This is a genomic window from Mucilaginibacter terrae (assembly GCF_031951985.1).
In the GTDB taxonomy this organism is placed as follows: domain Bacteria; phylum Bacteroidota; class Bacteroidia; order Sphingobacteriales; family Sphingobacteriaceae; genus Mucilaginibacter; species Mucilaginibacter terrae_A.
In genome coordinates this window covers 4,796,272-4,819,840 of sequence record NZ_JAVLVU010000001.1, presented here as the reverse complement: position 1 = coordinate 4,819,840, position 23,569 = coordinate 4,796,272, and the positions used below count along the sequence as shown (strand labels likewise).

General features: G+C 42.5%; 23 protein-coding genes and 5 tRNA genes. 19 read left to right on the top strand and 9 right to left on the bottom strand.

Going from position 1 to position 23,569, the window contains the following annotated elements:
• The first annotated feature begins 1 nt into the window (after position 1).
• The 7 genes from QE417_RS20740 (at position 2) to QE417_RS20710 (ending at position 5,138) form a co-directional block, all read left to right on the top strand.
• On the top strand, positions 2-1,597 hold the full coding sequence (locus tag QE417_RS20740) for a hypothetical protein (protein WP_311953207.1): 1,596 nt from the start codon (positions 2-4) through the stop codon (positions 1,595-1,597).
• Position 1,598: 1 nt separating this feature from the next.
• A complete protein-coding gene (locus QE417_RS20735; RefSeq protein ID WP_311953205.1) occupies positions 1,599-2,324 on the top strand; it encodes a hypothetical protein in 726 nt (241 codons plus the stop codon).
• Positions 2,325-2,326: 2 nt separating this feature from the next.
• On the top strand, positions 2,327-3,706 hold the full coding sequence (locus QE417_RS20730; RefSeq protein ID WP_311953203.1) for a hypothetical protein: 1,380 nt from the start codon (positions 2,327-2,329) through the stop codon (positions 3,704-3,706).
• Positions 3,699-3,899: a hypothetical protein gene (locus tag QE417_RS20725; RefSeq protein WP_311953202.1), complete on the top strand. Its 201-nt coding sequence runs from the start codon at positions 3,699-3,701 to the stop codon at positions 3,897-3,899. Before QE417_RS20730 ends, QE417_RS20725 begins: the two co-directional genes overlap by 8 nt.
• Before the next feature lie 68 nt (positions 3,900-3,967).
• Complete coding sequence (locus QE417_RS20720; RefSeq protein WP_311953199.1) at positions 3,968-4,432, top strand: glycoside hydrolase family 73 protein; 465 nt, start codon at positions 3,968-3,970, stop codon at positions 4,430-4,432.
• Positions 4,429-4,683, top strand: a complete 255-nt coding sequence (locus tag QE417_RS20715; RefSeq protein ID WP_311953197.1) for a hypothetical protein — start codon at positions 4,429-4,431, stop codon at positions 4,681-4,683. The genes QE417_RS20720 and QE417_RS20715 overlap by 4 nt, the downstream gene beginning before the upstream one ends.
• Positions 4,680-5,138, top strand: coding sequence for a hypothetical protein (locus QE417_RS20710; protein ID WP_311953195.1), 459 nt, complete (start codon positions 4,680-4,682; stop codon positions 5,136-5,138). The genes QE417_RS20715 and QE417_RS20710 overlap by 4 nt, the downstream gene beginning before the upstream one ends.
• Here the strand turns inward: QE417_RS20710 and QE417_RS20705 are convergent.
• On the bottom strand, positions 5,135-5,506 hold the full coding sequence (locus tag QE417_RS20705; RefSeq protein ID WP_311953192.1) for a hypothetical protein: 372 nt from the start codon (positions 5,504-5,506) through the stop codon (positions 5,135-5,137). The genes QE417_RS20710 and QE417_RS20705 overlap by 4 nt on opposite strands.
• Before the next feature lie 123 nt (positions 5,507-5,629).
• Here QE417_RS20705 and QE417_RS20700 point away from each other — a divergent pair, with 123 nt between their 5' ends.
• Positions 5,630-5,956: a hypothetical protein gene (locus QE417_RS20700; protein ID WP_311953190.1), complete on the top strand. Its 327-nt coding sequence runs from the start codon at positions 5,630-5,632 to the stop codon at positions 5,954-5,956.
• Positions 5,957-6,000: 44 nt separating this feature from the next.
• Here QE417_RS20700 and QE417_RS20695 read toward each other — a convergent pair.
• Positions 6,001-6,084, bottom strand: a tRNA-Leu gene (locus QE417_RS20695).
• A gap of 60 nt (positions 6,085-6,144) precedes the next feature.
• Positions 6,145-6,228: transfer RNA gene (locus tag QE417_RS20690), tRNA-Leu, on the bottom strand.
• A gap of 161 nt (positions 6,229-6,389) precedes the next feature.
• On the opposite strand from QE417_RS20690, the gene QE417_RS20685 reads away from it, so the two are divergent.
• From QE417_RS20685 to QE417_RS20670, 4 genes are all read left to right on the top strand, one after another.
• On the top strand, positions 6,390-6,833 hold the full coding sequence (locus QE417_RS20685; protein WP_311953187.1) for a DUF2147 domain-containing protein: 444 nt from the start codon (positions 6,390-6,392) through the stop codon (positions 6,831-6,833).
• A 5-nt stretch (positions 6,834-6,838) separates the two neighbouring features.
• Entirely contained in the window at positions 6,839-7,846 is a 1,008-nt protein-coding gene (locus QE417_RS20680; protein ID WP_311953185.1) for a WD40/YVTN/BNR-like repeat-containing protein, read from the top strand.
• A 112-nt stretch (positions 7,847-7,958) separates the two neighbouring features.
• Positions 7,959-8,031, top strand: a tRNA-Lys gene (locus tag QE417_RS20675).
• 106 nt (positions 8,032-8,137) lie between these two features.
• A tRNA-Lys gene (locus QE417_RS20670) sits at positions 8,138-8,210 on the top strand.
• Positions 8,211-8,365: 155 nt separating this feature from the next.
• Here QE417_RS20670 and QE417_RS20665 read toward each other — a convergent pair.
• A complete protein-coding gene (locus QE417_RS20665; protein ID WP_311953181.1) occupies positions 8,366-9,346 on the bottom strand; it encodes a GlxA family transcriptional regulator in 981 nt (326 codons plus the stop codon).
• Between the two features lie 137 nt (positions 9,347-9,483).
• On the opposite strand from QE417_RS20665, the gene QE417_RS20660 reads away from it, so the two are divergent.
• On the top strand, positions 9,484-9,831 hold the full coding sequence (locus QE417_RS20660; protein ID WP_311953180.1) for an SRPBCC domain-containing protein: 348 nt from the start codon (positions 9,484-9,486) through the stop codon (positions 9,829-9,831).
• A gap of 135 nt (positions 9,832-9,966) precedes the next feature.
• Positions 9,967-10,608 carry a DinB family protein gene (locus tag QE417_RS20655; RefSeq protein WP_311953177.1) on the top strand — a complete coding sequence of 214 codons (642 nt, stop codon included), beginning with the start codon at positions 9,967-9,969 and terminating at the stop codon, positions 10,606-10,608.
• 70 nt (positions 10,609-10,678) lie between these two features.
• On the opposite strand, the gene QE417_RS20650 is transcribed toward QE417_RS20655, so the two are convergent.
• The 3 genes from QE417_RS20650 to tamL form a co-directional block, all read right to left on the bottom strand.
• The gene (locus tag QE417_RS20650; protein ID WP_311953175.1) at positions 10,679-11,389 is read right to left on the bottom strand and encodes a 3-ketoacyl-ACP reductase; all 711 of its coding nucleotides are present in this window, start codon (positions 11,387-11,389) and stop codon (positions 10,679-10,681) included.
• A gap of 279 nt (positions 11,390-11,668) precedes the next feature.
• The gene (locus tag QE417_RS20645; protein WP_311953173.1) at positions 11,669-13,615 is read right to left on the bottom strand and encodes a tetratricopeptide repeat-containing sensor histidine kinase; all 1,947 of its coding nucleotides are present in this window, start codon (positions 13,613-13,615) and stop codon (positions 11,669-11,671) included.
• Positions 13,616-13,694: 79 nt separating this feature from the next.
• Positions 13,695-16,079 (bottom strand): translocation and assembly module lipoprotein TamL, encoded by a 2,385-nt coding sequence (gene tamL, locus QE417_RS20640; RefSeq protein WP_311953171.1) that lies wholly within the window; start codon positions 16,077-16,079, stop codon positions 13,695-13,697.
• Here tamL and QE417_RS20635 point away from each other — a divergent pair.
• The 3 genes from QE417_RS20635 to QE417_RS20625 all read left to right on the top strand — a co-directional run bounded on the left by QE417_RS20635 (position 16,070) and on the right by QE417_RS20625 (position 17,209).
• A complete protein-coding gene (locus QE417_RS20635) occupies positions 16,070-16,819 on the top strand; it encodes a TrmH family RNA methyltransferase (protein ID WP_311953168.1) in 750 nt (249 codons plus the stop codon). The genes tamL and QE417_RS20635 overlap by 10 nt on opposite strands.
• A gap of 117 nt (positions 16,820-16,936) precedes the next feature.
• Positions 16,937-17,007 (top strand) — tRNA-Cys (locus QE417_RS20630).
• Positions 17,008-17,038: 31 nt separating this feature from the next.
• Positions 17,039-17,209 (top strand): spore protein, encoded by a 171-nt coding sequence (locus QE417_RS20625; RefSeq protein ID WP_311953165.1) that lies wholly within the window; start codon positions 17,039-17,041, stop codon positions 17,207-17,209.
• A gap of 820 nt (positions 17,210-18,029) precedes the next feature.
• Here QE417_RS20625 and QE417_RS20620 read toward each other — a convergent pair.
• Positions 18,030-19,073, bottom strand: a complete 1,044-nt coding sequence (locus QE417_RS20620) for a quinone-dependent dihydroorotate dehydrogenase (RefSeq protein ID WP_311953163.1) — start codon at positions 19,071-19,073, stop codon at positions 18,030-18,032.
• Positions 19,074-19,150: 77 nt separating this feature from the next.
• Between QE417_RS20620 and QE417_RS20615 the strand changes: the two genes are divergently transcribed.
• Positions 19,151-19,915, top strand: coding sequence for an SGNH/GDSL hydrolase family protein (locus QE417_RS20615; protein ID WP_311953160.1), 765 nt, complete (start codon positions 19,151-19,153; stop codon positions 19,913-19,915).
• Between the two features lie 113 nt (positions 19,916-20,028).
• Here QE417_RS20615 and QE417_RS20610 read toward each other — a convergent pair whose 3' ends face one another.
• On the bottom strand, positions 20,029-21,360 hold the full coding sequence (locus tag QE417_RS20610; RefSeq protein WP_311953158.1) for a MutS-related protein: 1,332 nt from the start codon (positions 21,358-21,360) through the stop codon (positions 20,029-20,031).
• 178 nt (positions 21,361-21,538) lie between these two features.
• Here QE417_RS20610 and QE417_RS20605 point away from each other — a divergent pair, with 178 nt between their 5' ends.
• Entirely contained in the window at positions 21,539-23,458 is a 1,920-nt protein-coding gene (locus tag QE417_RS20605) for an ABC-F family ATP-binding cassette domain-containing protein (protein ID WP_311953155.1), read from the top strand.
• Positions 23,459-23,569 lie beyond the last annotated feature (111 nt).

Genomic DNA, 23,569 nt, shown 5'->3' with positions numbered 1-23,569 from the left:
TATGCCCGATAAAAAAATAAGCGAACTCGAAATAACCCAGTCCATTACCGGCGATGATGTGAGCGTTTTAGTGCGTAACGGAACCGATTATCAATACGCGTTTTCGAAGCTAATCACCTACCTTTCCAACAACATTTCGACCGGCAATAGTGTAACTTTTATTAGCGCCTTACCACAAGATACTACAGGTAAAAACAACGATGTAGCTATTAATGCAACTAACGGTTCATTTTACCAGAAAAGGAACGGCGGCTGGGCATTGGCATACAGCATCCCGGTAAATGAAACATCGACAGGTGGTGCCATACTTTACGGTATTATTACACCAACTGCGGCCACTGGTCAAATTAATGATACTTACATCCACACGGTAACGGGTGAATTTTATCAAAAACAAAGCAGCAGCTGGCAAAAAGTATTTACCATGCAAAGCGGTCCACCCGGTGGGCCTGGTCCAAAAGGAGACCAAGGCATACCCGGATTTAATGGCAAAAGCGTGCTTAACGGCACCATAAACCCATCAAACACCAACACAGGCACCGACGGCGATTTTTATATCAATACGACCACGTGGCAAATCTTCGGCCCTAAAACAGCCGGTAATTGGGGTGCAGGTAAAGAAATGACACAGGAAATTGATTACCTGGGCAACCTGTCAATCTTAAAAACTGAAACTAAAACCGATTTGGTATCGGCTATAAATGAGGTATTAGAAATTGCGGAAGATGTTGATTTAAGCGTCCCTTCGTGGACGGTTTATGGTTCTGTTCCTTTCGGAAAGTATAGTAACGGTGAGCAGGTTCCGGCTGCTGAAAGTGCTTATTACCAGTATAAAGAGGCTTACACAAACGTTGCCCATCCTAACTACATTGCCCCATTAACCAGCCTTACAGTTACCGCAAAGCTGGCAGGAACATCAACCAATCAACCTACCAGTACAATTGAGGTTGGGCAGGTGCTTGATTTTACAGCATCGACAACATTTACAAAAAACGATGCGGGTAATGCAACAGCTTTAAGTATTACCAAAAAAGTGGGTAACGGAGCTACAAATGAAATTGGGACTACAGAACAAACTGCAGACAATGGATATACTATCATCAATTCATCTATTGTATATCAGGCTACTTATAACTACCTGCAAGGCCCCATTAAAAATAATGAATTGAACCAGCCCGACCCTGTTGGACGCATACCTGCAGGTATAAAAAGTGCATCTTCTACCATTACACCTCGTTACAAAATATTTTATGGTGCTATTCCAAGCGGGTTAGAACTCACCAGTGATTTACTAAGAGGTATATCGGGCGGAGGAAGCATTAGCTTCATCTGGGAAAACGGTAATATGCCTATTTCGCTTAATACCGGCACAACTCATCGTAAATTTTTCGTAGCCACACGTATCGGTAATAGCAAAACATTAACTACAGCTAAAGATGTACAAACCAACGGCGATGTAAAATCAATATACCAGTCAGGTAAAATAACCATGAGCATTAAAAATGGTGGCACCGGCGATGTTACCTACGATGTATATGTATACGAACAGGCGGTTGCCTACGGCGAAGCCCATACCCACGAATTAACCTTATCATAAAATGGCAAATCAACCGGCGGGCTTCCAGTTCGCAAAACCATACGATCCAACCAATCCGGTAGCTTCTGATATGCGGTATGGCAAATATGACGGAACGACTACTATTCCATTTACCAATATTGCCGAGGCTTTAGACTTAATAAAACCAGCGCTAAGATACCAAGGCTTACAATGTATAATTGCCAATGGCACAAGCATCAGTTTATTCTGGTTTAGAGGCGGAACAGCCAATAATGATTTAGTATTACTACAAACCGATGTAAACATATCAGGCAAAGAAGATAATGCTAACAAAACTAACAGTATACGAGATTTAGCAAATGCGGATAATACACGATATCCAAGTGAGTTAGCCGTGCGAACGTTGACCGATGCAGCAACAAGCCCACCTCAAATAAAAGCAGCATACGAGAGTAACAGTAATACCAATGCATTTACCAATGCACAAAAGGCCAAACTCGACAGTGTTTTGAAAGCCTTTACACTAAGCTTTACCCAACCAGTAAGGGAATATAAAGATTATTTTGAAAATACAGTTACGATTAACTCTATCATCGGAGATGGGACTTCGGTACTGAGGTACAGTACCAATGGTGGTTCAACTTATTCTGTTATAAATCTGCCTTACAATGGTTCTCTTTCAATTCCAGTCGGCTGGATTAGATGGCGAATTGACTATGCAAGTCAAACTACGACAACCGCATCCGTTTACATAAAATTACAATAAACATGGCTAATAATTTCAGGGTACCCGCCACAACAAATGGCATCAACTACTATATAAGTAAAGCAGGTAACGACGCAAATGACGGCTTAACTCCAGATACACCCAAACTTACCTATTCAGGTGTAAGAGCTGCAATAGTTGCTTTACAAAGCCCAACTGTTGTTAAAATCATCATTGGCACAGGCACCTATGAGGAAGGTGTATCAGGAACCCCCAATATAGCCATGGGTTCAACCATGGTCGGTGATGGTAATGTCGTTTTTAAAGGTACAGGTGCTAGTACATTTAGTTTTAATGCAACGCAGGGGATAACATTAAATAATTTAACATTAAAAGACTATGGAACAATTAGTTTAAATGGAGGTCTGTCTGATTGTGTATTTTATAATATATCAAATCAATTGATATTAGCTTTATCATCGATTGCGACCCGATGCAAATTTATATCAATTATAAATCAAACCGCTATATTTCAATATAACTACTGTCTATTTATCGATGTTAATTTATCAGGTAATAACTCATTTTTTACAAACTCTTACTTCAACTCTAACTCTCGTATCACACTCCAGTCTTTGAATCAGGTTACGGCGGCTAACATTGATTATAACAACATCATGGGTATGGTAAGAGTTCTGTCAACAGGGACTTATAAATCACTTTCTACGTTTAAAGCAGATAATCCAGGATACTTTTTAAACTCTTTCAGTGCTCCCCCTCTTTTTAACAATGCTGCAAAATTGGATTTTACTCTTTTGCCCGAAAGTCTTCATTTAGGTGCAGCACAAAATGGGGTGGATAATATTGGTGGAACATTGTTAGCTACAGCATTGGCCACAGATACCTCATCCGAATGGAAACCCGATAACGATGCTATTATAAGTAATTCAAACAATACCCCTGACCTTGTTTTTTCCGGCACAGATTTGGTTTTGGCTCCTGGTAAAGTATGGGGACAGATAACTTCAGCCCCTATACTGGCGGCTGCTAATCCGGTTCAGATACAAAGTATAAATTATAATGGCTTTTTGCTCTTTAACAAAAGTACGTCAGGAGGCTCCACCTCCAATAACAATGTTCCCGATTCTGCTGTATATGCTGGTAATAACTCAACCGGCGCGGGTAACCCAGACAGGCTTAGTTACGAAATGCGCTGGACAGATGCCGACGCCAAACCTAATGCAACTACCAATACCGACTGGATAAGTACACCATTAGTATCTGCAGGTACATTTATAAGCTTTGAATGGAATGTACAGCCACTTTTTGATAGTGCCGGGATTGGTAACGGCAGCTCATTATTCAATAAAAATGCCAGCCCAAGTCCTGTTAACGCAAAATGGGTTCAAATAAGAGTTACTTTAACCAATCAATATGTTTAGCAGCATTAGTATTTGTATAAAACCTGCCGAAAAAATAGAACAAGCCATAGGATTTAAAGGATTATCAATAGCTTCAAACCGGCAACAGTTTATTGAACAAGGCATAGGTTTTAAAGGGCTAAGTTTAGCTTACACCACAGATCAAAGGGGAGTGGCACAAAAAATAGTTCACTTTAGGTGGTATAAGGGTTAAAAAAATATTTTCAACCTTTCTTATTAAATACTGCCCTTACTTGTTCAACATCTTCTCATTAAAATTTCATGAACACAATTACTGATTTTGTACTACACGTACAAGGCATGGCTGTATCAGCATGTTTAAATACAAAGCTATTTCCATCCTTAATGCTTGCGCAAGCCATACTGGAAAGTAATTCAGGTAAGTCAAAACTATCATCCATGCACTACAACTATTTCGGCATAAAGGCTGGTTCCGGTTGGAAAGGCAAGAAGGTTTTATATGATACCACAGAATATGTAAACGGAAAACCTGTAAAAGCTCCTCAATATTTCCGTTCATATAACTCTATTGAAGATGGTTTTACCGACCGCGTCCGATTTTTACAGGTAAACAAACGTTACACTACCCACGGTGTATTTACAGCCAAAACGTCCGAAGAGCAAGCCTGGGCATTTTTGAAAGCAGGCTACGCAACCGACCCTTCCTATCCCAATAAACTTATCGCCATAATTAATAAATACAATCTCAAAAAATATGACTCATGAGAGAAGTAATAACTTACGTATACAATTACCTCAATTACAAGCCGGAGCTTGGCATTTTATCAGCTTTAAGTAGTTATTTAATTGCGGTAAAGGTACCCATGCAAACAGATGAATTACTCAAACTCATCGGTACGGTATCAACATGTGCAGGTTGCCTGGTAGCCTGCCTATCCGCACTATCCATGCTGGTTAAAACTATTTTGTACCTCACTAAAACTTACCAATCATTTAAAAACAATAGAAATTTATGAGCTTAAAAAATTGGCTAAAGAAAATATGGAAAGCTATCCAGTCTTTATTTAACAGTATCCCTGCCGATCTAAAATCAGCAATCAACATTGGGGTTACAATTACCGAAAATATTAAAAAGTTTATTGATTCGCCGGTCGCAGATATTTTAACGGTAATTATACCCGGCGATATTGATGACAAGATAAAAGCTATTTTACGCGCCAAAGTCCCTCAAATTTTATTACAGTTAAAATTGGCTAATGAATGTGCCGATAGCAGTAACCCCGAACAAATTACAGCATGTGCTATCAAAAATTTACAAGCATTAACCGGAAACCTTAAAAGTGCCTATCTGCATAACTTATCAGTACTTATAGCGCAATTTGCAGCCGACGGTAAACTTACATGGGAAGATGGCGCTTATATCATGGAGTGGTATTATCAGCATCACTTTAAAACCAATCGCCAATCTTAAACATCGGCTACTTCTTCGGCAATAAAGTTTATATCGGTGGTTTGGTCAAATACCACATACGCACGTTGCCATGGATCGGTACCCAATAAACGCCATTTATGACCGCTGCCTGTGGTGTCCTGGGCAATCAGCACTTCTCCCGGCTTCAAAATAAAAAACTCTCCTTTAAATGTAGTAAACTCCAATGTTCCCCTCAGGTTGATAACAAACTGCATAGTAGGTGCCGGATGCCAATCATAAACCGAACCTTCAGGCGATTCCTGGAAACGGATAGACTCGGCACGGGTTATTACGGCTTCTGATACATTCCCGGTTTTAAAGTATGAGTGCCCGTCGGCACCGGTGTAGAGTTGATATGCTTTGATCATGCTACAATTATAAAGCAATTCATGCATATACTCAATTAAATCCAGTTATTGTACTGATTTTCAATATTATGCAATGACAAATGCGTCAAACAAAAACCCAATAGCGTATGTTGTATATTCATTATGAATAAAGCTGATCAATCTTTTAATGAAGAGTTTAAGCCGGTGGCTCCGCCTGATGCATTTTATGCTGATGCCGATTGGCAAGACAAAGTTTTATATGCATTAGCTCAACTGGGCGAAGGCACCGCTCCCGATGTAGCAGCCAAACTAACAGAATACGCTCCTAAAGAAGCGCCTCAAAATTTACACCGGCAGGCCGAACAGGTTTTAACTAAATTATACGACAAAGGTTTAATAGCCGGAGCCGAACAGGATGGAGAAATTACTTACTCGTTAAGTAAAATCACCACGCCTAATACTGGAAAAACCGACCCGGATTTATTATAAAACAAAATAAGCAGCTAATTTTCATTAGCTGCTTATTTTGTTTGTGCCCAGAACGAGATTCGAACTCGTACAACCTTACGGATGCCACCCCCTCAAGATGGTGCGTCTACCAGTTTCGCCACCTGGGCTTATGTACAGTACAAATTAAAATAGCACCCCAAAGTGCTATCTATTATTTTCAAGTGGTGTGCCCAGGGAGAGACTCGAACTCTCAAGAGACAATTCTCAACGGCTTCTGAGACCGCAACGTTTACCAATTTCGCCACCTGGGCTGATTTCTTTGTTGAACATTAGCCTTCACTAACACCCCAAATCAGTACGAGGCTGCAAATATAGTAGTTTAAGCTTAACGCTATTAATAAAATTAAAAAAACTTAGCATTGGTTTGATATAGTGCTGTTTACTTATAATTTCGGTTTACAATTATGAATTTATGAAGAAAAATATCACTTTAATGCTGCTATTATTTTGCAGCTTAATAAGCACCGCTACCTTTGCTCAAAATGCCAATGCCGTGTTGGGCAAATGGATTAATCCAAGCGGCGAAGGGCAAATACAGATTTACAAGAAAGAGAATTTATTTTTTGGCAAACTGGCTTGGCTCAAATCGCCGAATGATGAAAGTACCGGCCAGCCTAAGGTAGACAGTAAAAACCCTAATGCATCGCTGCGATCAACCCCATTATTGGGTTTAGAAATTTTAAAAGGTTTTAAGCACGATGGAGAAAACGTTTATGAAGACGGCACTATTTACGATCCTAAAAACGGTAAAACTTACAGTTGCAAAATGACATTGGACGGCAATAAACTCAAAATAAGAGGCTACATTGGCATATCGCTACTCGGCCGCTCGGAAGTATGGACGCGGGTTAAATAAACAAAATGAGATACGTATATATTCTGCTGCTTCTTGCAATTAATGCCGGCATTAGTAAAGCCCAAACTGTAAAACTTATTGAACAGGGTAAACCTTGCAGCATAAGAGGCCTTTCGGTTGTAAATGACCACGTTGCGTGGATAAGTGGCAGCAAGGGGCATATAGCCCAAAGCACCGATGGAGGGTTAACCTGGAAGTGGCAACAATTGAAAGGATACGAACAAAGCGATTTCAGAGACATCGAAGCTTTTTCGGACAAGGAAGCCATCATCATGAGTTCGGGAACACCGGCGTTGATTTTAAAAACGGTTGATGGCGGTTTAAGTTGGAAAGAAGTTTATAAAAATGAGGATAAGTCTTACTTTTTAGATGCCATGGATTTTGCGGGCAAGCAACACGGTTTTGTAATGGGCGACCCTATTGATGGTAAATTTTTATTGCTCGAAACCAAAGACGGTGGCCTAAACTGGAATAAACATGCCGTTCAACCTGCGGCTGTTGATGGCGAAGCCGCCTTTGCCGCCAGTGGTACCTGCTTAACTGTAAATGCCAAAACCATGCAGCTAACCTTGGTTACCGGGGGGAGTGTTGCCCGCAAAATAACCGTTAACGGCAAAAAAGCCGATGCATTAAACCTTCCTCTTGCACAGGGAAAACCTGCTGCCGGTATATTTTCGGTAGCAAATGGTAATAGTAGCGAAGTTTTTGTGGGCGGCAATTATGAAAAAAACAACCGTGCCGATTCTGTTGCCTGCTACCTGCCTATGGGTAAAAAAACCTCAAAACCGGAATTAGCGAATCAGCAACCCGCAGGTTTTCAGTCGTGTGTGATATATTTACAGGGCGCTACATTTATCTCTACCGGTACGTCCGGAAGTAATATTACCACCGATGGTGGCATTAACTGGAAGCCTTTTGACACCATTAGCTACAATGCATGCCAAAAAGCCAAACAAGGCAAACTGGTTATATTTGCCGGCGACAGGGGTAAAATTGGCATACTGCAACTTTAAATTTCTGATTATTAAAGTGTTAATTTTATATTGAAATTTATTTGAAAAACTTTTGCAGGCAATGGCAATAAACCCTATATTTGCACCACTTTAATCGGAAACGATACGAGTTGATTCCGTAGCTCAGCTGGTAGAGCATTACACTTTTAATGTAGTGGTCCTGGGTTCGAATCCCAGCGGGATCACAAAAAGCCTCCTGATAATTATCAGGAGGCTTTTTTCTCCAAAACAGGGAACTCAACGTAAGATTAAAGATGGCTTAACCCACCAGTTTAAGTCAAAATAAAAAATGATTCCGTAGCTCAGCTGGTAGAGCATTACACTTTTAATGTAGTGGTCCTGGGTTCGAATCCCAGCGGGATCACAAAAAGCTTCACAGAAATGTGGAGCTTTTTTGTTTGGTAGCCTTTAAAGTGCTTAATAATCTAATTCGTCGATCGTTTTGGAATCAAGGTTCAGGTCCCTTGCAAAATCACTAATAATAAAATCAAACCGCTGTTTTGTATCCACACCTATTTTCTAAAATAATCTATACCCCACAACCGCATCTTTATTATACCTCCCACGGTACTCCAACGGCGACATGCCGGTAATTTTCCTGAATACTTCCCGGAAAGCTTTGGTATCGGCGTAGCCAACTTCATACATTACTTCGTTTATAGCTTTGGCGCTGTTTTCAAAGGCTTTTTTGGCGGCTTCAATTTTTACGCGCTGAGCATACTCAATGGGTGTACTACCGGTAGCGCGTATAAACCGCCTGTCGAAATTGCGGCGACCGATGGCAAAACCGGCTGCCAGCTGTTCTATAGATATTTTTTCGTGTAACCTGCTCTCAATATAATTCTGAGCCTTTTTTATCAGTTCATCGCTGTGCGATTTAAAACCTTTAAAAACTATAAAAGACGATTGGCTACTCCTATCAATATCTATCTGGAACACCTTGGCACAATAGATGGCAGTTTCACGGTCATAATACTTTTCAACCAGGTATAGTATCAGGTTCAGGAATGAATAAGCTCCACCGTTGGTGTATATGCCGGCCTCATCGGTAATTATCCTGTCGGTTTTTAGTTTTACGTTTGGGTACAATTGCCCTAACTCCTGCGCGGCCAACCAATGCGTTGAGCAGCTCCGCCCATCCAACAAACCAGCAGCAGCCGACAAATACGCCCCTGTGCAAATACTCGCAATTTCGGCTCCGTAGTTGTATTGCTCGGCAAGCCACTCTATCATTTCTGTGTTGTTGGCAATGGTTTGATGATAGTTATGATTAAGCGATGGTACAATAATTAGGTTGGTTTTCCTGATTTGCGCTATATGTTTATGCGGCCTGGCCGTAAACAACCCTCCGTGAAAATCAACTGTATTTGATACGCCGGCCAGTTCAACCTTAAAAACTTCTTTGCGGTAAGCATTGGCCCTCCTAAATATTTTATAGGCACCTACAATACTGCTGAGATTATTCTCGCCATTGGGAACCAGGATAGTTAAATGTTTCATAAACAATTGGCTTTAGGCAAATATAATATTTACAACATGTCTAAATCAACCCGTCAAGTTGTCTAAATAACACCCCATAAATTATATATTCAGTAGGTAATATTGCATGGATCAAACACAATTACAACCATAATACTATGAGCAACAACAGTTTTACAACCAGCTTTACATTAACACAAACACCAATGGTGGTTTTTGATGCCGTTAACAGGGTAAACGAGTGGTGGTCGGAAAAGGTGACCGAACCAACCGATAAACTAAACGATGAATTAATTTATCAGCATAAGGATATGCACTACTCACGACATAAAATAACGGAGCTTATTGGAGGCAAAAAAGTGGTTTGGTTAACTACCGACAGCAACCTTAGCTTTATACATAACAAAAAAGAATGGACCGGCACAACCATCTGTTTTGATGTAAGCGAAAAAGATGGCAAAACACACTTGCGCTTTACCCACCTTGGCCTTACCCCCAAATGCTGAATGCTACAAAGATTGCACAGGTGCAGGCGGCTGGCCTTTTTACCTGCAAAGCCTCATTAGCCTTATAACCACCGGCAAGGGCCAACCCGATAAACGTGAAGAGACAGCATTAAGCCTATCATAACCAGATAAATCATGAAAAAGTACTATTTACTCGTTATTGCATTGCTAAGCCTCAATGCATACCAAAGTCATGCACAGCAACAATCACCGATAACAACAACGCAACATATGCTTACGCCACAAGAGAAAGATTACGCCAGCAAATTACTGCAGCAAACACAAACAGATGCCGTTAAAGCGCTTGCGGATTTAAACGAGGCGCAACTTAAATTTAAACCTACTGCCGATAAATGGAGTATAGAAGAATGCATGAAACACATTGCAGCAGCCGAAAAAAACCTCTGGACCATGATTGAGGCTTCGTTAGCCAAACCGGCAAACCCCGAAGCAAGAGCAGGCATCAAATTTACCGATGAAGAACTGGTTAAAGTTGTAGAAGACCGCTCACATAAAGCTAAAACTTTTGAAGCCCTGCAACCGGCCAATTCACCTTACAAAACAGCAGCCGAAGCACTGGCCTCATTTACTAAAAACCGCGAAAAGCTAATAGCCTTTATTAAAAATACGCCTGTTGATTTGCGCAACCATGTATCGGTTTTGCCCATTGGCACCTATGATGCTTACCAATTCATACTACTTATTGCAGCACACAGCAACCGCCATACGCAACAAATTGAAGAAGTAATTGCGAATGCAAATTTCCCTAAGAAGTAACGGTTCCTGTCAACAATAAAGCCGCCTGTTAATTACTTAAAGGCGGCTTTGCTGTAGTATAAAAATTCTATTATGGATTGGTTGACAATATCGAACCATTAGCTACCAGCGCACGGCGGTTCATTTTAAGCATATCGCGCACCCATTCGGCAAAGTCTTCGGGTTGAAGCACCTTGTCGGGGTTGCCATCGGTTAGGCCGCCTTGTATGCTCATATCGCTGGCTATGGTGCTTGGTGTGAGTGTGATCACCCTGATGTTGTGCTTACGCCACTCGGCCATCATGGATTGCGACAACGATATCACCGCAGCTTTTGATGCGGCATAGGCCGACATGTTGGCACCACCTTTTAAACCTGCGGTTGATGCCACGTTCACAATATCGCCCTCGCCTTTTAAGTGTGGGTATACCGCCATAGCCGCATAATACACGCCAAATAAGTTAACGCGTATCACCTGCTCCCAATCTGCCGCGCTCATCGCTTCCAATGTACCAAACTGGCCTATGCCGGCATTATTGATCAGTATATCAACCCCGCCCAGTTGGTTTACCAGTTTATCGATACCGGCTTTTACCTCGGCCTCGTTTTCAATATTAAAAACGGCGTAAGCGGCGGCTACACCAAACTTTTTTATTTCTTCAACCGTAGTTTTCAGATTTTCTTCGTTGCGGCCGGTTATGGCTATGTTCACGCCTTCCTGTGCTAATATTAGCGCTACAGCCTTACCCAAACCGCGGCCACCTCCTGTTATAATTGCTGTTTTTCCTTGTAATGAGATCATGTTATTGTAGATGTTTGCTTAAAGCACTAATTTGAGATTTTTGTTTTGATGATGAATACCTTTAGGTTTTTTATACTCCTACACTAAAGTGTAGCCCATTCTACCATTCATATCTACACATTTGCAAACCAGGTATAGTATACATAATGAGCTTGCTGATAAAAATATTTATAAATTATATTACGAGGCATTAATGCCCGAGAAATATAATTTATGCCCATTCAATCTTAAACCTTATCAACACACACTAAGAGACATCGCTTTTGCTATGTCTCTTTTTTATGCCTTAAGCGGCAGGCTAAAATAAAATACTGTCCCCTCACCTTCCTTACTTTGCAGCCATATACAGCCATGGTTAGCCTGTATAAACTCCTTCGACAGCATAAGACCTATGCCAGTACCTTTTTCGCCGCCAGTGCCGTAGGCGATGTCCATATTGGTTTTAAGGAAGCGCTGTTGCTGCTCCTCGCTAATACCTTTACCATAATCCTGCACCGCGAAAACCATTTCGTTGGCTTGTTCATCAACCTCGGCATTTATATTCACTTTACCACCTTCGTAACTAAATTTAATTGCGTTTGACATCAGGTTGCGTATTACAAAGTCAAAGTGGTTTACATCGGCATAAGCCTGCAACTGGGGTATAGTTTTATCGGTTATCTCCACTCCTTTTTCGGCGGCCTGGTGGCGCAGGGCTTCTATATTTTTGCTGATGCAATTTTTAGGATTAAATAGCGATGGCTCAATACCCACCCCTTTCAACTGTGATTCGCCCCATTTAAGCAGTGCATTTAAAATATCGAGCGTGGCATCTCCCTGCTTCTGCATTTCGGCCAGCATAACCTTTTGTTCTTCCTCATTTAAATCACCCTCGCGCATGAGGCCAATTAATTGAGTAATGCCGCCAATGGGGTTACGTAAATCATGCCCTATGATAGAGAACAATTTGTCTTTAACCGCATTAGAGGCTTCGAGGCTTTTATTTAAGCGCTTGGTTTTATGGCTATAACCTACCACAACTACCAAAACCAGCAATATGCCAATGGCGGCTAATATACCCAGGTTACGCTGGTATGTCTTTTCGCGGTTGGCAAGCTCCAGGGTTTCTACCTGTAACCTTGACTGGGCCAGTTCGTAACTGCTCTGTAATACGCTAACTTTATGGGCACGGTTGGCATCCATCAAACTATCCAGCAAACGGTGGTGCTCCTGCAAAGCACTCATGGCATCGGCATAGCGCGATTGCTGCCTGTAAATATCGGCCAGGCTATGGTAAATTTCGGCGGCCAAATGTTTGTGACCGATAGAATGCGCAATGCCCAGTGCATTTTTTAAGTGCATAATGCTCCCCTCAGCATCTTCAACTTTGAGCGAACTGGCAATACCCATCAACGAGCGCGCCTCCTCTTCGGGCAAGCCCGACGCACGCGCCTGTTGTAACCCTTGCTGATGGTACACTAATGCCTGTTGTTTATTGCCCATCGAATCGAGCACACGGCCGGTATGGTTAAGCATGGTAGCATGCCCCTTGAGGTGACCGCTAACTTTGCTTTTATTAATACCTTTAACATAATATTGCATGGCCTGCTTATGATTGTTAAGGCTGCTATGCAAACGGCCAATACTGCTCAACATGTTAACATACGCATCGGTAACTTCGGTACTACCGTGGAGTTTTTCGGCACTTTCAAGATAGTGGAGCGCCAGCCTGGGGTTACCGGCCAGTTCGGCTACCTGCCCCATGGCAATAAGCGCCTTAACCATGCCTGCGGTATCTTTACGTTGCTGAAACTCCTTAAATAAGGTATTTAACAAGTGGTGGGACTGCTTAACGTGCCCTTCTTCGCTCTGTAAAACGGCCAGGTTAATGGTTCCTTCATCAGCGGCAGTTTGTAAATTTAGGTGCTTGTAAATGCTAATTGCTCCCTGCTGGTATTTAATGGCTAAACCATAATTACCATATTGTTCATTAATTCGGGCAAAGCGGTTCATTAGGAGTGCCTCACCCTTAACATCGTGCAGTTTGCGGGCGAGCTTTAGTCCGGCACCGGCATAGTACACTGCTGAATCGGGGTGTTGGGACTGATATAAGGCACTTTTTAACTCGTACGAGCGTATACGTGCACTATCAACCTGCTTTACGGTAATTTGCGCTTCTCCGGCATCAATTTGGGTACAGGCAATAAAAGCAAATACGGTAATAAAACTAAAAAGTGCAATCTTCATATGGCAGGTTTGACGCCTTTTACGAATATTTACAAAATAAGTTATTAATTATGCATAAGAAGATCAACTACCGCTTAAATTAAAAAGGGAGTCCTATACCAAAATTAAGCTGCATAAAGCGGTAATCTTCGTTATTGGTTACTTTATAGGTTTTCTTAAAATCGCCTTGTCTAAACAAATTACTAAAGTGCTTGATGAGCACATACTGATCGGCTCCATCAAACTGAGGATCTTTAAATTTAAAAGCGGCATCGAGCCTGAATACAAAGAAGGTAAGGTCAAATCGTAATCCGGCACCTACACCTACTGCAGTAGAGTTGAATAAATTGTTAAATTTAAACTGCCCGCCGGGGTTTTCGACAGTTTCGTGCAAACGCCAAACGTTACCAAAATCAATAAAAGTAGCTCCTTTAAGTTTCGATCCAAAAAAGTCATTAGCTATTTTGTAACGGTATTCCAGGTTGCCTATAATTTTTATCTCGCCAAACTGATCAAGGTATTTGAGCCTGTCGCGTATATTATTATCGGTGTAGCTGGCCCGGTTAAATTTGCCCGGCCCTAAAGTACGCGGCAGCCAGGCCCTTATATCATTAGCCCCGCCTGCATAAAAGTTTTTCTCAAATATCAACTGTTCGCTGTTGCCAAAAGGTAAGCCAATGCCCGGGTTTATCCTGAAAATAAACTGGCGCTCGTTACCTCCCAAATTACGATAAAAGCGTAAATCAATGTCGGCCTTGGCATATTGGGCAAAAGTATAGCCAAACAACTTACGCTGGCCCAGTGTATCGCGGCTGGTATTGAGTGCCTTGCTTATAAGCGACAAGGTATTGCCCCCCAAATCAATTGAGCCACGGAAGTAAACAAAATCAGACAGCGTATTAAGTTTGTTAAAATTTAACTGGTAAGTGTACTGTGTACTGGCTGTAAATACGGTACGCCCAATTAAATACACATAGGAGTACCGGTTTTGACTTAATAAGGTATCGCGGGCAATGGGATCAATGGTACCATTAGAAAACTCGATGCTGATTGGCGTTAACGAGTGCTGTTTACGACTGGTTTCCATCCAATCATAAGTAAGCGAGTTAATGAAGCTGCGGCGCTTAACCAGGCCGTTTTGATAAAACAACTGAAAACTTGAAGCAAACGTAGTATGCGGTACACCGTATTTACCCAATGTAGGCAGGTTAAACGGCGATATAATGCGCGGATAGATCAGGTTGGCGCCCACCTTAAAATCCTGGTTTTGTATGGCACTCGAATTAATATTTTGATTACCCCCGAACAGTACGCTGTAATTAAACTTTAACTGTAAAATTTCGGCCCGCTTAAATACGTTGCGGTTACTAAAGGTATTACCAATGTTAAACCCATAGCCCGACCCTGACCAAAAATCAAAGAAAGCAGGCCCCGAGTGCAGGTACTCGGCCTCAACCCTATCGCTCATGCGTTTGAGCGGAATAATATCGATACGACTGTTTAATGCTTTGTTAGTGCTATCGGGTACCTTGGTATAAACCGGGTTGGGCACATTCCTAAACACATTCAATTCCGAAAGCCTCGAGGTGGTAAGTGTTTGCTGGTCTATATTATAAATATCTCCCTTGTGCTGAAACACGTACCGGGTTACGGCATCGGGCTTAAAGCGTTTGGAGTAATCAACAAAGGTAAACTGCGAATCTACCCGAAGCGTATCGGCATTGCCTGTGGTACGCCCGCCACTGGTTGATATGGTAATGAGCGTATTATTTATTTTGTAAACGGGATGAGCCTTTTTTCCAATCGGATTATCGATCATCACTTTAATATCAACCACACCACTGTTAAAAGTGGAGTCGTAATTAAAATTCATGTATTGGCGGTAAAAATCAAAATAGCCATTTTGCTTCATTACCTGGTAAAAAGCATCACGGTCATACGCCAAACTATCGGTGTCAAAACGCCCGCCGGGCTGCACGTGCGAAAACCTGCGGCGGTTTATGCGGTACAATACCTGCACATTAGGGTCGGCTATACTATCCTGAATGTTCCGTATCCTAAAAAGCGGCCCTTGTTTAGCTGTAAACGTAATAAACGCCTTCTTTTTTTGTGTATCAATTTTAGTGCTTACTGCGGCTTTAAGGTAGCCCTTGTTACGCAAAAACTTCTCAATTTGCAGACGCGAAAACTCAATAAGGGTGCTATCTAAAATTGAAGGTGGCTCGCCAATATCTTTATTGCCCTTTTTGTTGAAGGTATAATATAATTGAAGGTTAAACCAGCTGTTGGGCTGCTGCAGGCGGTCAACGTAGAGTAACGACATGTCTGAGAACTCCTTGTCCACACTGTCGACCTTAATTTTGCGTATGAGGTATTGCTTATCTTTTAATCCGCGGGTTAAACTGCAACCGCCCACCATAAAAACTAAAAGAATACTTAATATTGCAAGGCCGTATAGCTTAGTTTCCGGGTAGAATGGTTTCAAAATCGCAGATCAGTTTAATAAAATCGTTACAACAAAAAAAGTTTCGTAAAGAACAACGGCTTTTTGTGGCCGAAGGTTTTAAATCAGTTGCCGAATTTATTACTTCGGGCTACCGCATACACACCTTGTACCACACGCCAGCTGTAAGTGCAAAAATGCACAAACTACTAAACAAAACCAATTCTGAGGAGATTTCGGCGGCCGATTTACAAAAAATGAGCAGCCTTACCACCCCGCAAGAGGTTTTGGCCGTAATACACCTGCCCCAGTGGCCCCAATTAACACGCCATGACCTGCTCAACCGCTTTACCCTGGTGCTTGATGGCGTGCAAGACCCCGGCAACCTGGGCACCATTATACGCACGGCCGACTGGTTTGGCATCAAAAATATCATTTGCTCAGAAGATACTGTAGATGCTTATAACCCCAAAGTAGTACAGGCTACCATGGGTTCGCTGGCACGGGTAAACCTGCATTATACCAATTTGGCCAAACTTCTTCCCCAGCTAAACCTCCCTCTTTTTGGGGCGATGCTTGATGGCGAAAATATTTACAATACCAATTTTGGCACAGAAGGCTTGATAGCTATGGGCAACGAGGGTAATGGCTTACGCACTGAAATACAAGAGCTAATCACAAAATCGGTAACTATTCCGCGCGCTGGCAAAGCCGAATCGTTAAACGTGGCCATTGCTACGGCGTTATTCTGTTCGGAAATAAGCAGGGCAAGTTTAAAATAACTGACGCAGTTGCAATTATAGCCATTGTGGAAAACTTACAGGCTACCCACTATAAAAAGTTTGAAATAAACATTGCCGGTAAACAATAAATGATTATTTTTGCGCTCCATTAAAAATGGTCGGGTGGCCGAGTGGCTAGGCAGAGGTCTGCAAAACCTCGTACAGCGGTTCGAATCCGCTCTCGACCTCTAAAGGGTTAACCGTAAAAGATAAAGCACCATGGGCGTAACACGTTTAAAAAGAAAAGACAGAAGAAATAAAACTGTATCTCGTTTAGAAGTACAATTTTTAAAATTGGCTACCAACCTTGAACCAGGAAGCCGTTCAAAAGAATCAGCTAAAAGCCAGATTGCTAAAAACAATGCTGTTTTAGCTCAGCTTGCTAAGTAATTAGCGGTTCTTAAATTAAAAATCCAGAAAATCCTGTTGGTTAACTCCGGCGGGATTTTTTTGTTTACTACCAGCCACATCATTGCGAGGAACGAAGTAATATCTGCGTATTCATTTCCCCGTTGTCATTTCGAACGATAGAGAGAAATCTTATCGAAGCGATTAGTTTGTTTGTGCTTTTACTCCTTGCAGTGCCCTGTTATGACAGGTAAAGTGGTTGCACCCACGCCTGTGGATGTACTTTTTCTTTTGTACAAAAGAAAAAGTACCAAAAAGAAAACTTGCGGCTACGTTTATTTGCTACGTTAGTGCTGTGTTTTAACCCGGGCTTGTGCTACCCGCAAAACACTGATGCCGCGAAAGAAAGGGATTGTTAGGTCAGTGCTTTTGTCTGAATTAGAATTTCCAGAATTGAGATGCTATACAGCCAGGCAAAAGCACTGTCTCAACAAAATCTAATCATACCGGCATCAGCCTGTTCGGCAACTACAGGCCAAAATAAAAGCACCAAACGTTGTAAACAGGCTGATGCCGGTATGATAGGTTACGTCAGGTCTGTGCTCCGAGAAGAAAAAAAACTTTCAAGGCAAAAAAAGAGCGCGGGGCATTCAGCGCACCCGGCCGGGAGCTGCCTGCGGGGTGGAAGGGATTGCGATGAATAGTCCGCCTGAGGCGGATACTTTGGGGCTATGCCAAAGTAGTAGCCCCCGCGGCAATGAGCGGTACCGAAGCGACAAGCTAACGAAGGCACAAGTAGCCGAGCCCTTACCCCGCCCTACATACTTGCGCCAGAAGATGAGAAATGACTATATGATAAAAGCTACTTCCCTAACAACCGCTTATTGATTCTCCCTATCAACCCCGGCCCCTCATAAATAAACCCGGTATACAACTGCACCAGTGATGCACCTGCTTCCAGTTTTTCAACGGCATCTTCTTCGGAATGAATACCGCCTACCCCAATAATAGGAAACGAGCCCCCAGATTTTTGCGACAGATAACGTATAACTTCGGTTGAACGCTGGGTTAAGGGCTTACCGCTTAATCCGCCTGTTTCGGCAACTATTTTAGGGTTGGATGCCAGTCCTTCGCGGCTGATGGTGGTGTTGGTGGCTATTACGCCTGCAATTTTAGTTTCCTGTACAATTTCTACAATGTCGTTCAGTTGGTCGTCGGTTAAATCGGGCGCTATTTTGAGGAGGATTGGTCTGCTGATGCCATTTTTATTATTACGTTGCTGCAGGGTATTGAGGATGTGCATGAGCGGCTCCTTTTCTTGCAGGGCACGCAGGCCGGGCGTATTGGGCGAGCTTACGTTCACCACAAAGTAATCAACCACATCAAACAAACGGTCGAAACATTTGATATAATCAAGCACCGCATCCTCGTTAGGCGTAACCTTGTTTTTGCCTATGTTACCGCCTATAATTACCGGATTTTTAGCAGCTTCGGCAGTTTTACGGTATGTAGCAATTCGCGAGGCCAATACATCAACCCCGAGGTTGTTAAAGCCCATACGGTTAATCAATGCACCATCGGGCGGCAGCCTGAACATGCGGGGCTTATCATTACCCGGCTGTGGTAAAGGAGTTACGGTACCCACTTCAATAAAACCAAAACCCAAATTGGCCATTTCTGCAATGGTATCGCCGTTTTTATCAAAACCGGCGGCCAGGCCAACAGGGTTTTTAAAAGTGAGGCCAAAAACAGTACGTTCCAGCTTTTTATCATTTACTGCCCATACCGCCCGACTGAGTGCTGCACCACCCGGAAAGCGGTTTACCCGCTTTAAATTGCGGGTTACAAAGTAATGTACGTTTTCGGGGTCGAACTTAAATAGTAAGGGTTTGAGCAGTTGATACATGGCACAAATTTAGACGTTTACTCGGAGTTTGCAGATATGATTTAAACATTCTACTTTAGGCTGCTCATAGCAAACCAATGAGTAACCAATTTAACCGCCGCAAATTTATTACCGGCTCTACGCTGGCCGCTGTAGCCAGCATATCTATTCCTGATATTGTATCGGCAGCTGTAAAAACAGATAGCAAAGCCGCCAAGAAGGTATCCTTAAATGCAAACGATATTATCCTATTTCAGGGCGATAGTATAACCGATGCCGGACGCAACCGCACCACCACCAGTCCTAACACAGCCGGCATGTTTGGCAACGGCTACGCTAATTTGGCCGCCGCCGATCTACTGCTGAACAATCCGGGTAAAAACCTGCAGATATGGGACCGCGGCATTAGCGGAAACAAAGTATACCAACTGGCCGAACGTTGGGACGCCGACTGCCTGCAAATTAAACCCAACGTGCTGAGCATTATGATAGGCGTAAACGATTTTTGGCACACGCTTACCAACGGCTACACCGGCACTATCGAAACCTACCATACCGATTATAAAAAACTGTTAGATAGCACCAAACAAGCCCTGCCCGATGTAAAACTCATTATAGGTGAGCCATTTGCGGTTTTAGGCGTAAAAGCTGTAACCGATAAATGGTATCCTAAATTTAACGAGTACCGTGCCGTTGCCAAAGAAATTGCAAATGAATACGACGCGATGTTCATCCCCTACCAATCGGTATTTGATGAAGCGCTAAAATCGGCTCCGGGTAGCTATTGGACCGCCGATGGCGTACACCCAACCGTAGCCGGTGCCGCGTTGATGGCTAAGGCTTGGTTGAAGACAGTAAAGTAAGATATAGAATCAAGAGACAAGAGTCAGCAACCAAGAGCTGGCTCTTGGTTGCTGACTCTCTGAGCATTTTTACATTGCTATAACTACACTCTGTATCCTTGATTCTGCATTCCTTATTCTGCATTTGCTTTTAATAAAGCAACTATTCCCTCGTCTTCAATTATTTTTAAACCCACTCTTTCGGTACAAACACCATTCTCTAATTTGTAGCTATAAGTAAATTCCTGGCTTGCAGTAGAAGTTCGCATGCATTTAAAAAATACATTTTCAATACTATCAATGCTCGCGGCGGCTTCAATAATGTGGGTAGATATGATGAATACGCAATTTTTAATTGGAGCAAGTGCTTTAATTATTTGTACAGATGCTTCGAGAGCATCCTTAACATTGGTTCCTCTAAAAAGCTCGTCAAAAATTACCACCACTTTTTTCAATTCTCCAATTTTAACGGCAATTTCCTTCACCCGCCGCACTTCGGCATAATAGTGGCTATAACCGGCGTTAATGTTATCTGAAAGGTTAATGGTGGTAAACAAGCCACTGAATAGAGTAGTTGTCATACCCAATGCCGGTACCGGGAAACCCACATGTGCCAATAGAACAGCAATACCTATTGATTTTAGTAAAGTTGACTTTCCGGCCATATTTGCGCCCGTTACAAAACACAAATTTGCATTAACGCTAAAGCTAATATCACTACCTACGGCATTGGCTACAAGCGGATGAAAAACACCGCTAAACTCAAGCCGCAAATCCGTTTCTTCGACTATTACCGGATAACAAAAATTAAGTTGTGCTGCCTTACCGGCTACCGCGTTAAATGCATCCAGTTCATAAACAATATCAATTAGCTGCCTTACCTCATTTTTTAAACTCCCCCTAAAAAGGTGATTGCAACGCTCAATTTTCAGTGCAGATAAGCGCTCTTTGCCGTTTAGCTTTCCAATCAATTCAAAACCGGGTTTATCAAATACAGCATTATAATTTTCATAATACCGTGCAATGAGCATTGAACCCGATTCTATAAAAACCTGCAGGTATTGGTAAACGGCGTTTAGTAGCTTTACCAATAAAGTGGTTCCACGTGCAGTAATGTAATAGCTGCCCGAATTTGACCATCGGTATTTTACAGCAGTTGCCAAAGCTTTAACCAATGAGAACTTTTTGGGTGCATAACCACTGGCTAAATAGTATTCAATAAAATCAACGTCCTGCTTGTTCAGCTTTAATTTTTCACTGCTTCGCTGCAAAGTTTCAATGGCCGTTAGCCGTTCCCTGATTATTTGCGGGTCATTAAGCGGCCTCTTTATCATCCGAGCCAGTAGCGCACCGCCGCCAAACGTAACGGGAGTAAACAATCCGGTTATTGATTTTTGCCCCGAAACATCAAAAACAGATAAATCGGTAAGGGTTTGCTTATCGGTTTGAAAATTTACGTTGCTCATGTGCTTGTGATAACTGGCTGTTTAAATGATGTATAAACGTGCAATATGCCACAGTATTATACCCGTTAAATTTAGCGAAGTAGTTAGTAATATATTTCGGCATAGGGGTTTAGCCTGATAATTGCATAACCTTTTCGCCTTTACCCTTTCGCCTTAAAAAGGTATCTTTGCCTTAATAATGATTGCGATAAATAACCTTACGTTCGAGATTGGTGCCCGTGCCCTGTATGATGAAGCCAACTGGCATATTAAACCCGGAGAAAAAATTGGCCTGATTGGGGCCAATGGTACCGGCAAAACCACTTTGCTTAAAATTATTGTGGGCGACTATAAGCCTACTTCGGGCTCTATATCAATGGCTAAAGATTTAACCATTGGCTATCTCAACCAAGACTTGTTATCGTACTCATCCGACAAATCGATTTTGCATGTAGCCATGGAGGCTTTTGAACGCCAAAACCAGCTGCATACGGAAATTGAGACCCTGCTAAAAAAACTGGAAACCGATTACAGCGAAGATCTGTTGAACAAGCTAAGCGACAAGCAAGTGGAGTTTGAAGCCTTAGACGGTTATAATATAGAATACAAGGCCCACGAAATTTTAGCCGGTTTAGGTTTTGCCGAAGCCGACCAGGACCGCAAGCTGGCCACCTTTTCGGGTGGATGGCGTATGCGGGTAATGCTGGCCAAAATACTTTTACAAGCCCCCGATATTTTGCTGCTGGATGAGCCTACCAACCACCTGGACTTACCCTCAATTGTGTGGCTGGAAGATTACCTCCGCAGCTTTGAAGGCGCTATCGTTATCGTATCGCACGATAGATGGTTCCTCGATAAAGTAATTAACCGCACGGTTGAAAGCCGCAAAGGTAAGCTAACCGTTTACGCGGGCAATTACACCTTTTACCTGGAAGAAAAGGGCATGCGCGAAGAAATTCAGCGTGGCGAGTTTAAAAACCAGCAAGCCAAAATTAAGCAGGAAGAAAAACTGATCGAGCGTTTCCGGGCCAAGGCATCTAAAGCTAAAATGGCACAATCGCGCATTAAAATGCTCGATAAAATGGAGCGGGTAGATGATGTGGATGATGATAACCCATCGGTTAACTTTAACTTTAAGTTCAGCAAGCCTTCGGGCCGCCATGTGGTGGTATTGGAGAATGTAAGCAAGAGCTACCCTAACCTTAATATTTTAGAAAATACTGGTGCGGTAATTGAAAAGGGCGACAAAATTGCCCTCATTGGTGCCAACGGTAAAGGTAAATCAACCTTGTTGCGCATTATTGCCGGTGCCGATAAAGAATATACCGGTACCAGCACAACCGGTCATAATGTTTCGCAAACGTTTTTTGCCCAGCACCAACTGGAATCATTACACCTGGATAATGAGATACTGGCCGAGCTGCAATCATTCGCCCCCAAACATACCGATACGGAGTTGCGCTCCATATTAGGTTCGTTTTTGTTTACGGGCGATGATGTGTTCAAGAAGATCAAAGTGCTTTCGGGTGGTGAAAAATCGCGTGTGGCGTTGGCCAAGGCGCTTACCGCTGATGCCAACTTTTTGGTACTGGATGAGCCTACCAACCACTTGGACATGCAGTCGGTTAATATTTTGATACAGGCCATACAGCAGTACGAGGGTACGGTAATTGCCGTATCACACGACCGTTATTTCCTTGATAATATTGCTAACAAAATATGGTTTATTGAAAACCATCAAATTAAAGAATACCCGGGCACCTACCAGGAATACGAGGAATGGAACTCCAAACGTAAGTTAGAGCCTAAAGCTGCCGCCCCTGCCCCAAAACCTGTAAAGGAGGAAAAGAAAGAGCCGGTTAAACAGCAGCCATCCGAAGATAAAAACAAGCAGCTTAAAAAACTGAACCAGGATTTGGGCAAAATGGAACAACAAATTGCCGATCTTGAAAAAGAAGTTAAGCAACTGGAAAATAAACTGGCCGACGAGGAAGTTTTTAATAACGCCGCCAAACTAAAAGAAACCAACGCTTCTTACCAGCAAAAACAAACCGCTTTACAGCAACTACAGCAGCATTGGGAAACTTTGGCCGAGCAGATCATGGAGCTGGAGGCATAATAAAACACTATATGTCATTGCGAGGAGCGATAGCGACGTGGCAATCCCGTCGCGTTTATAATCAACGAGGGGATTGCCACGCTATCGCTCGCAATGACAAAGTTCTTTTTT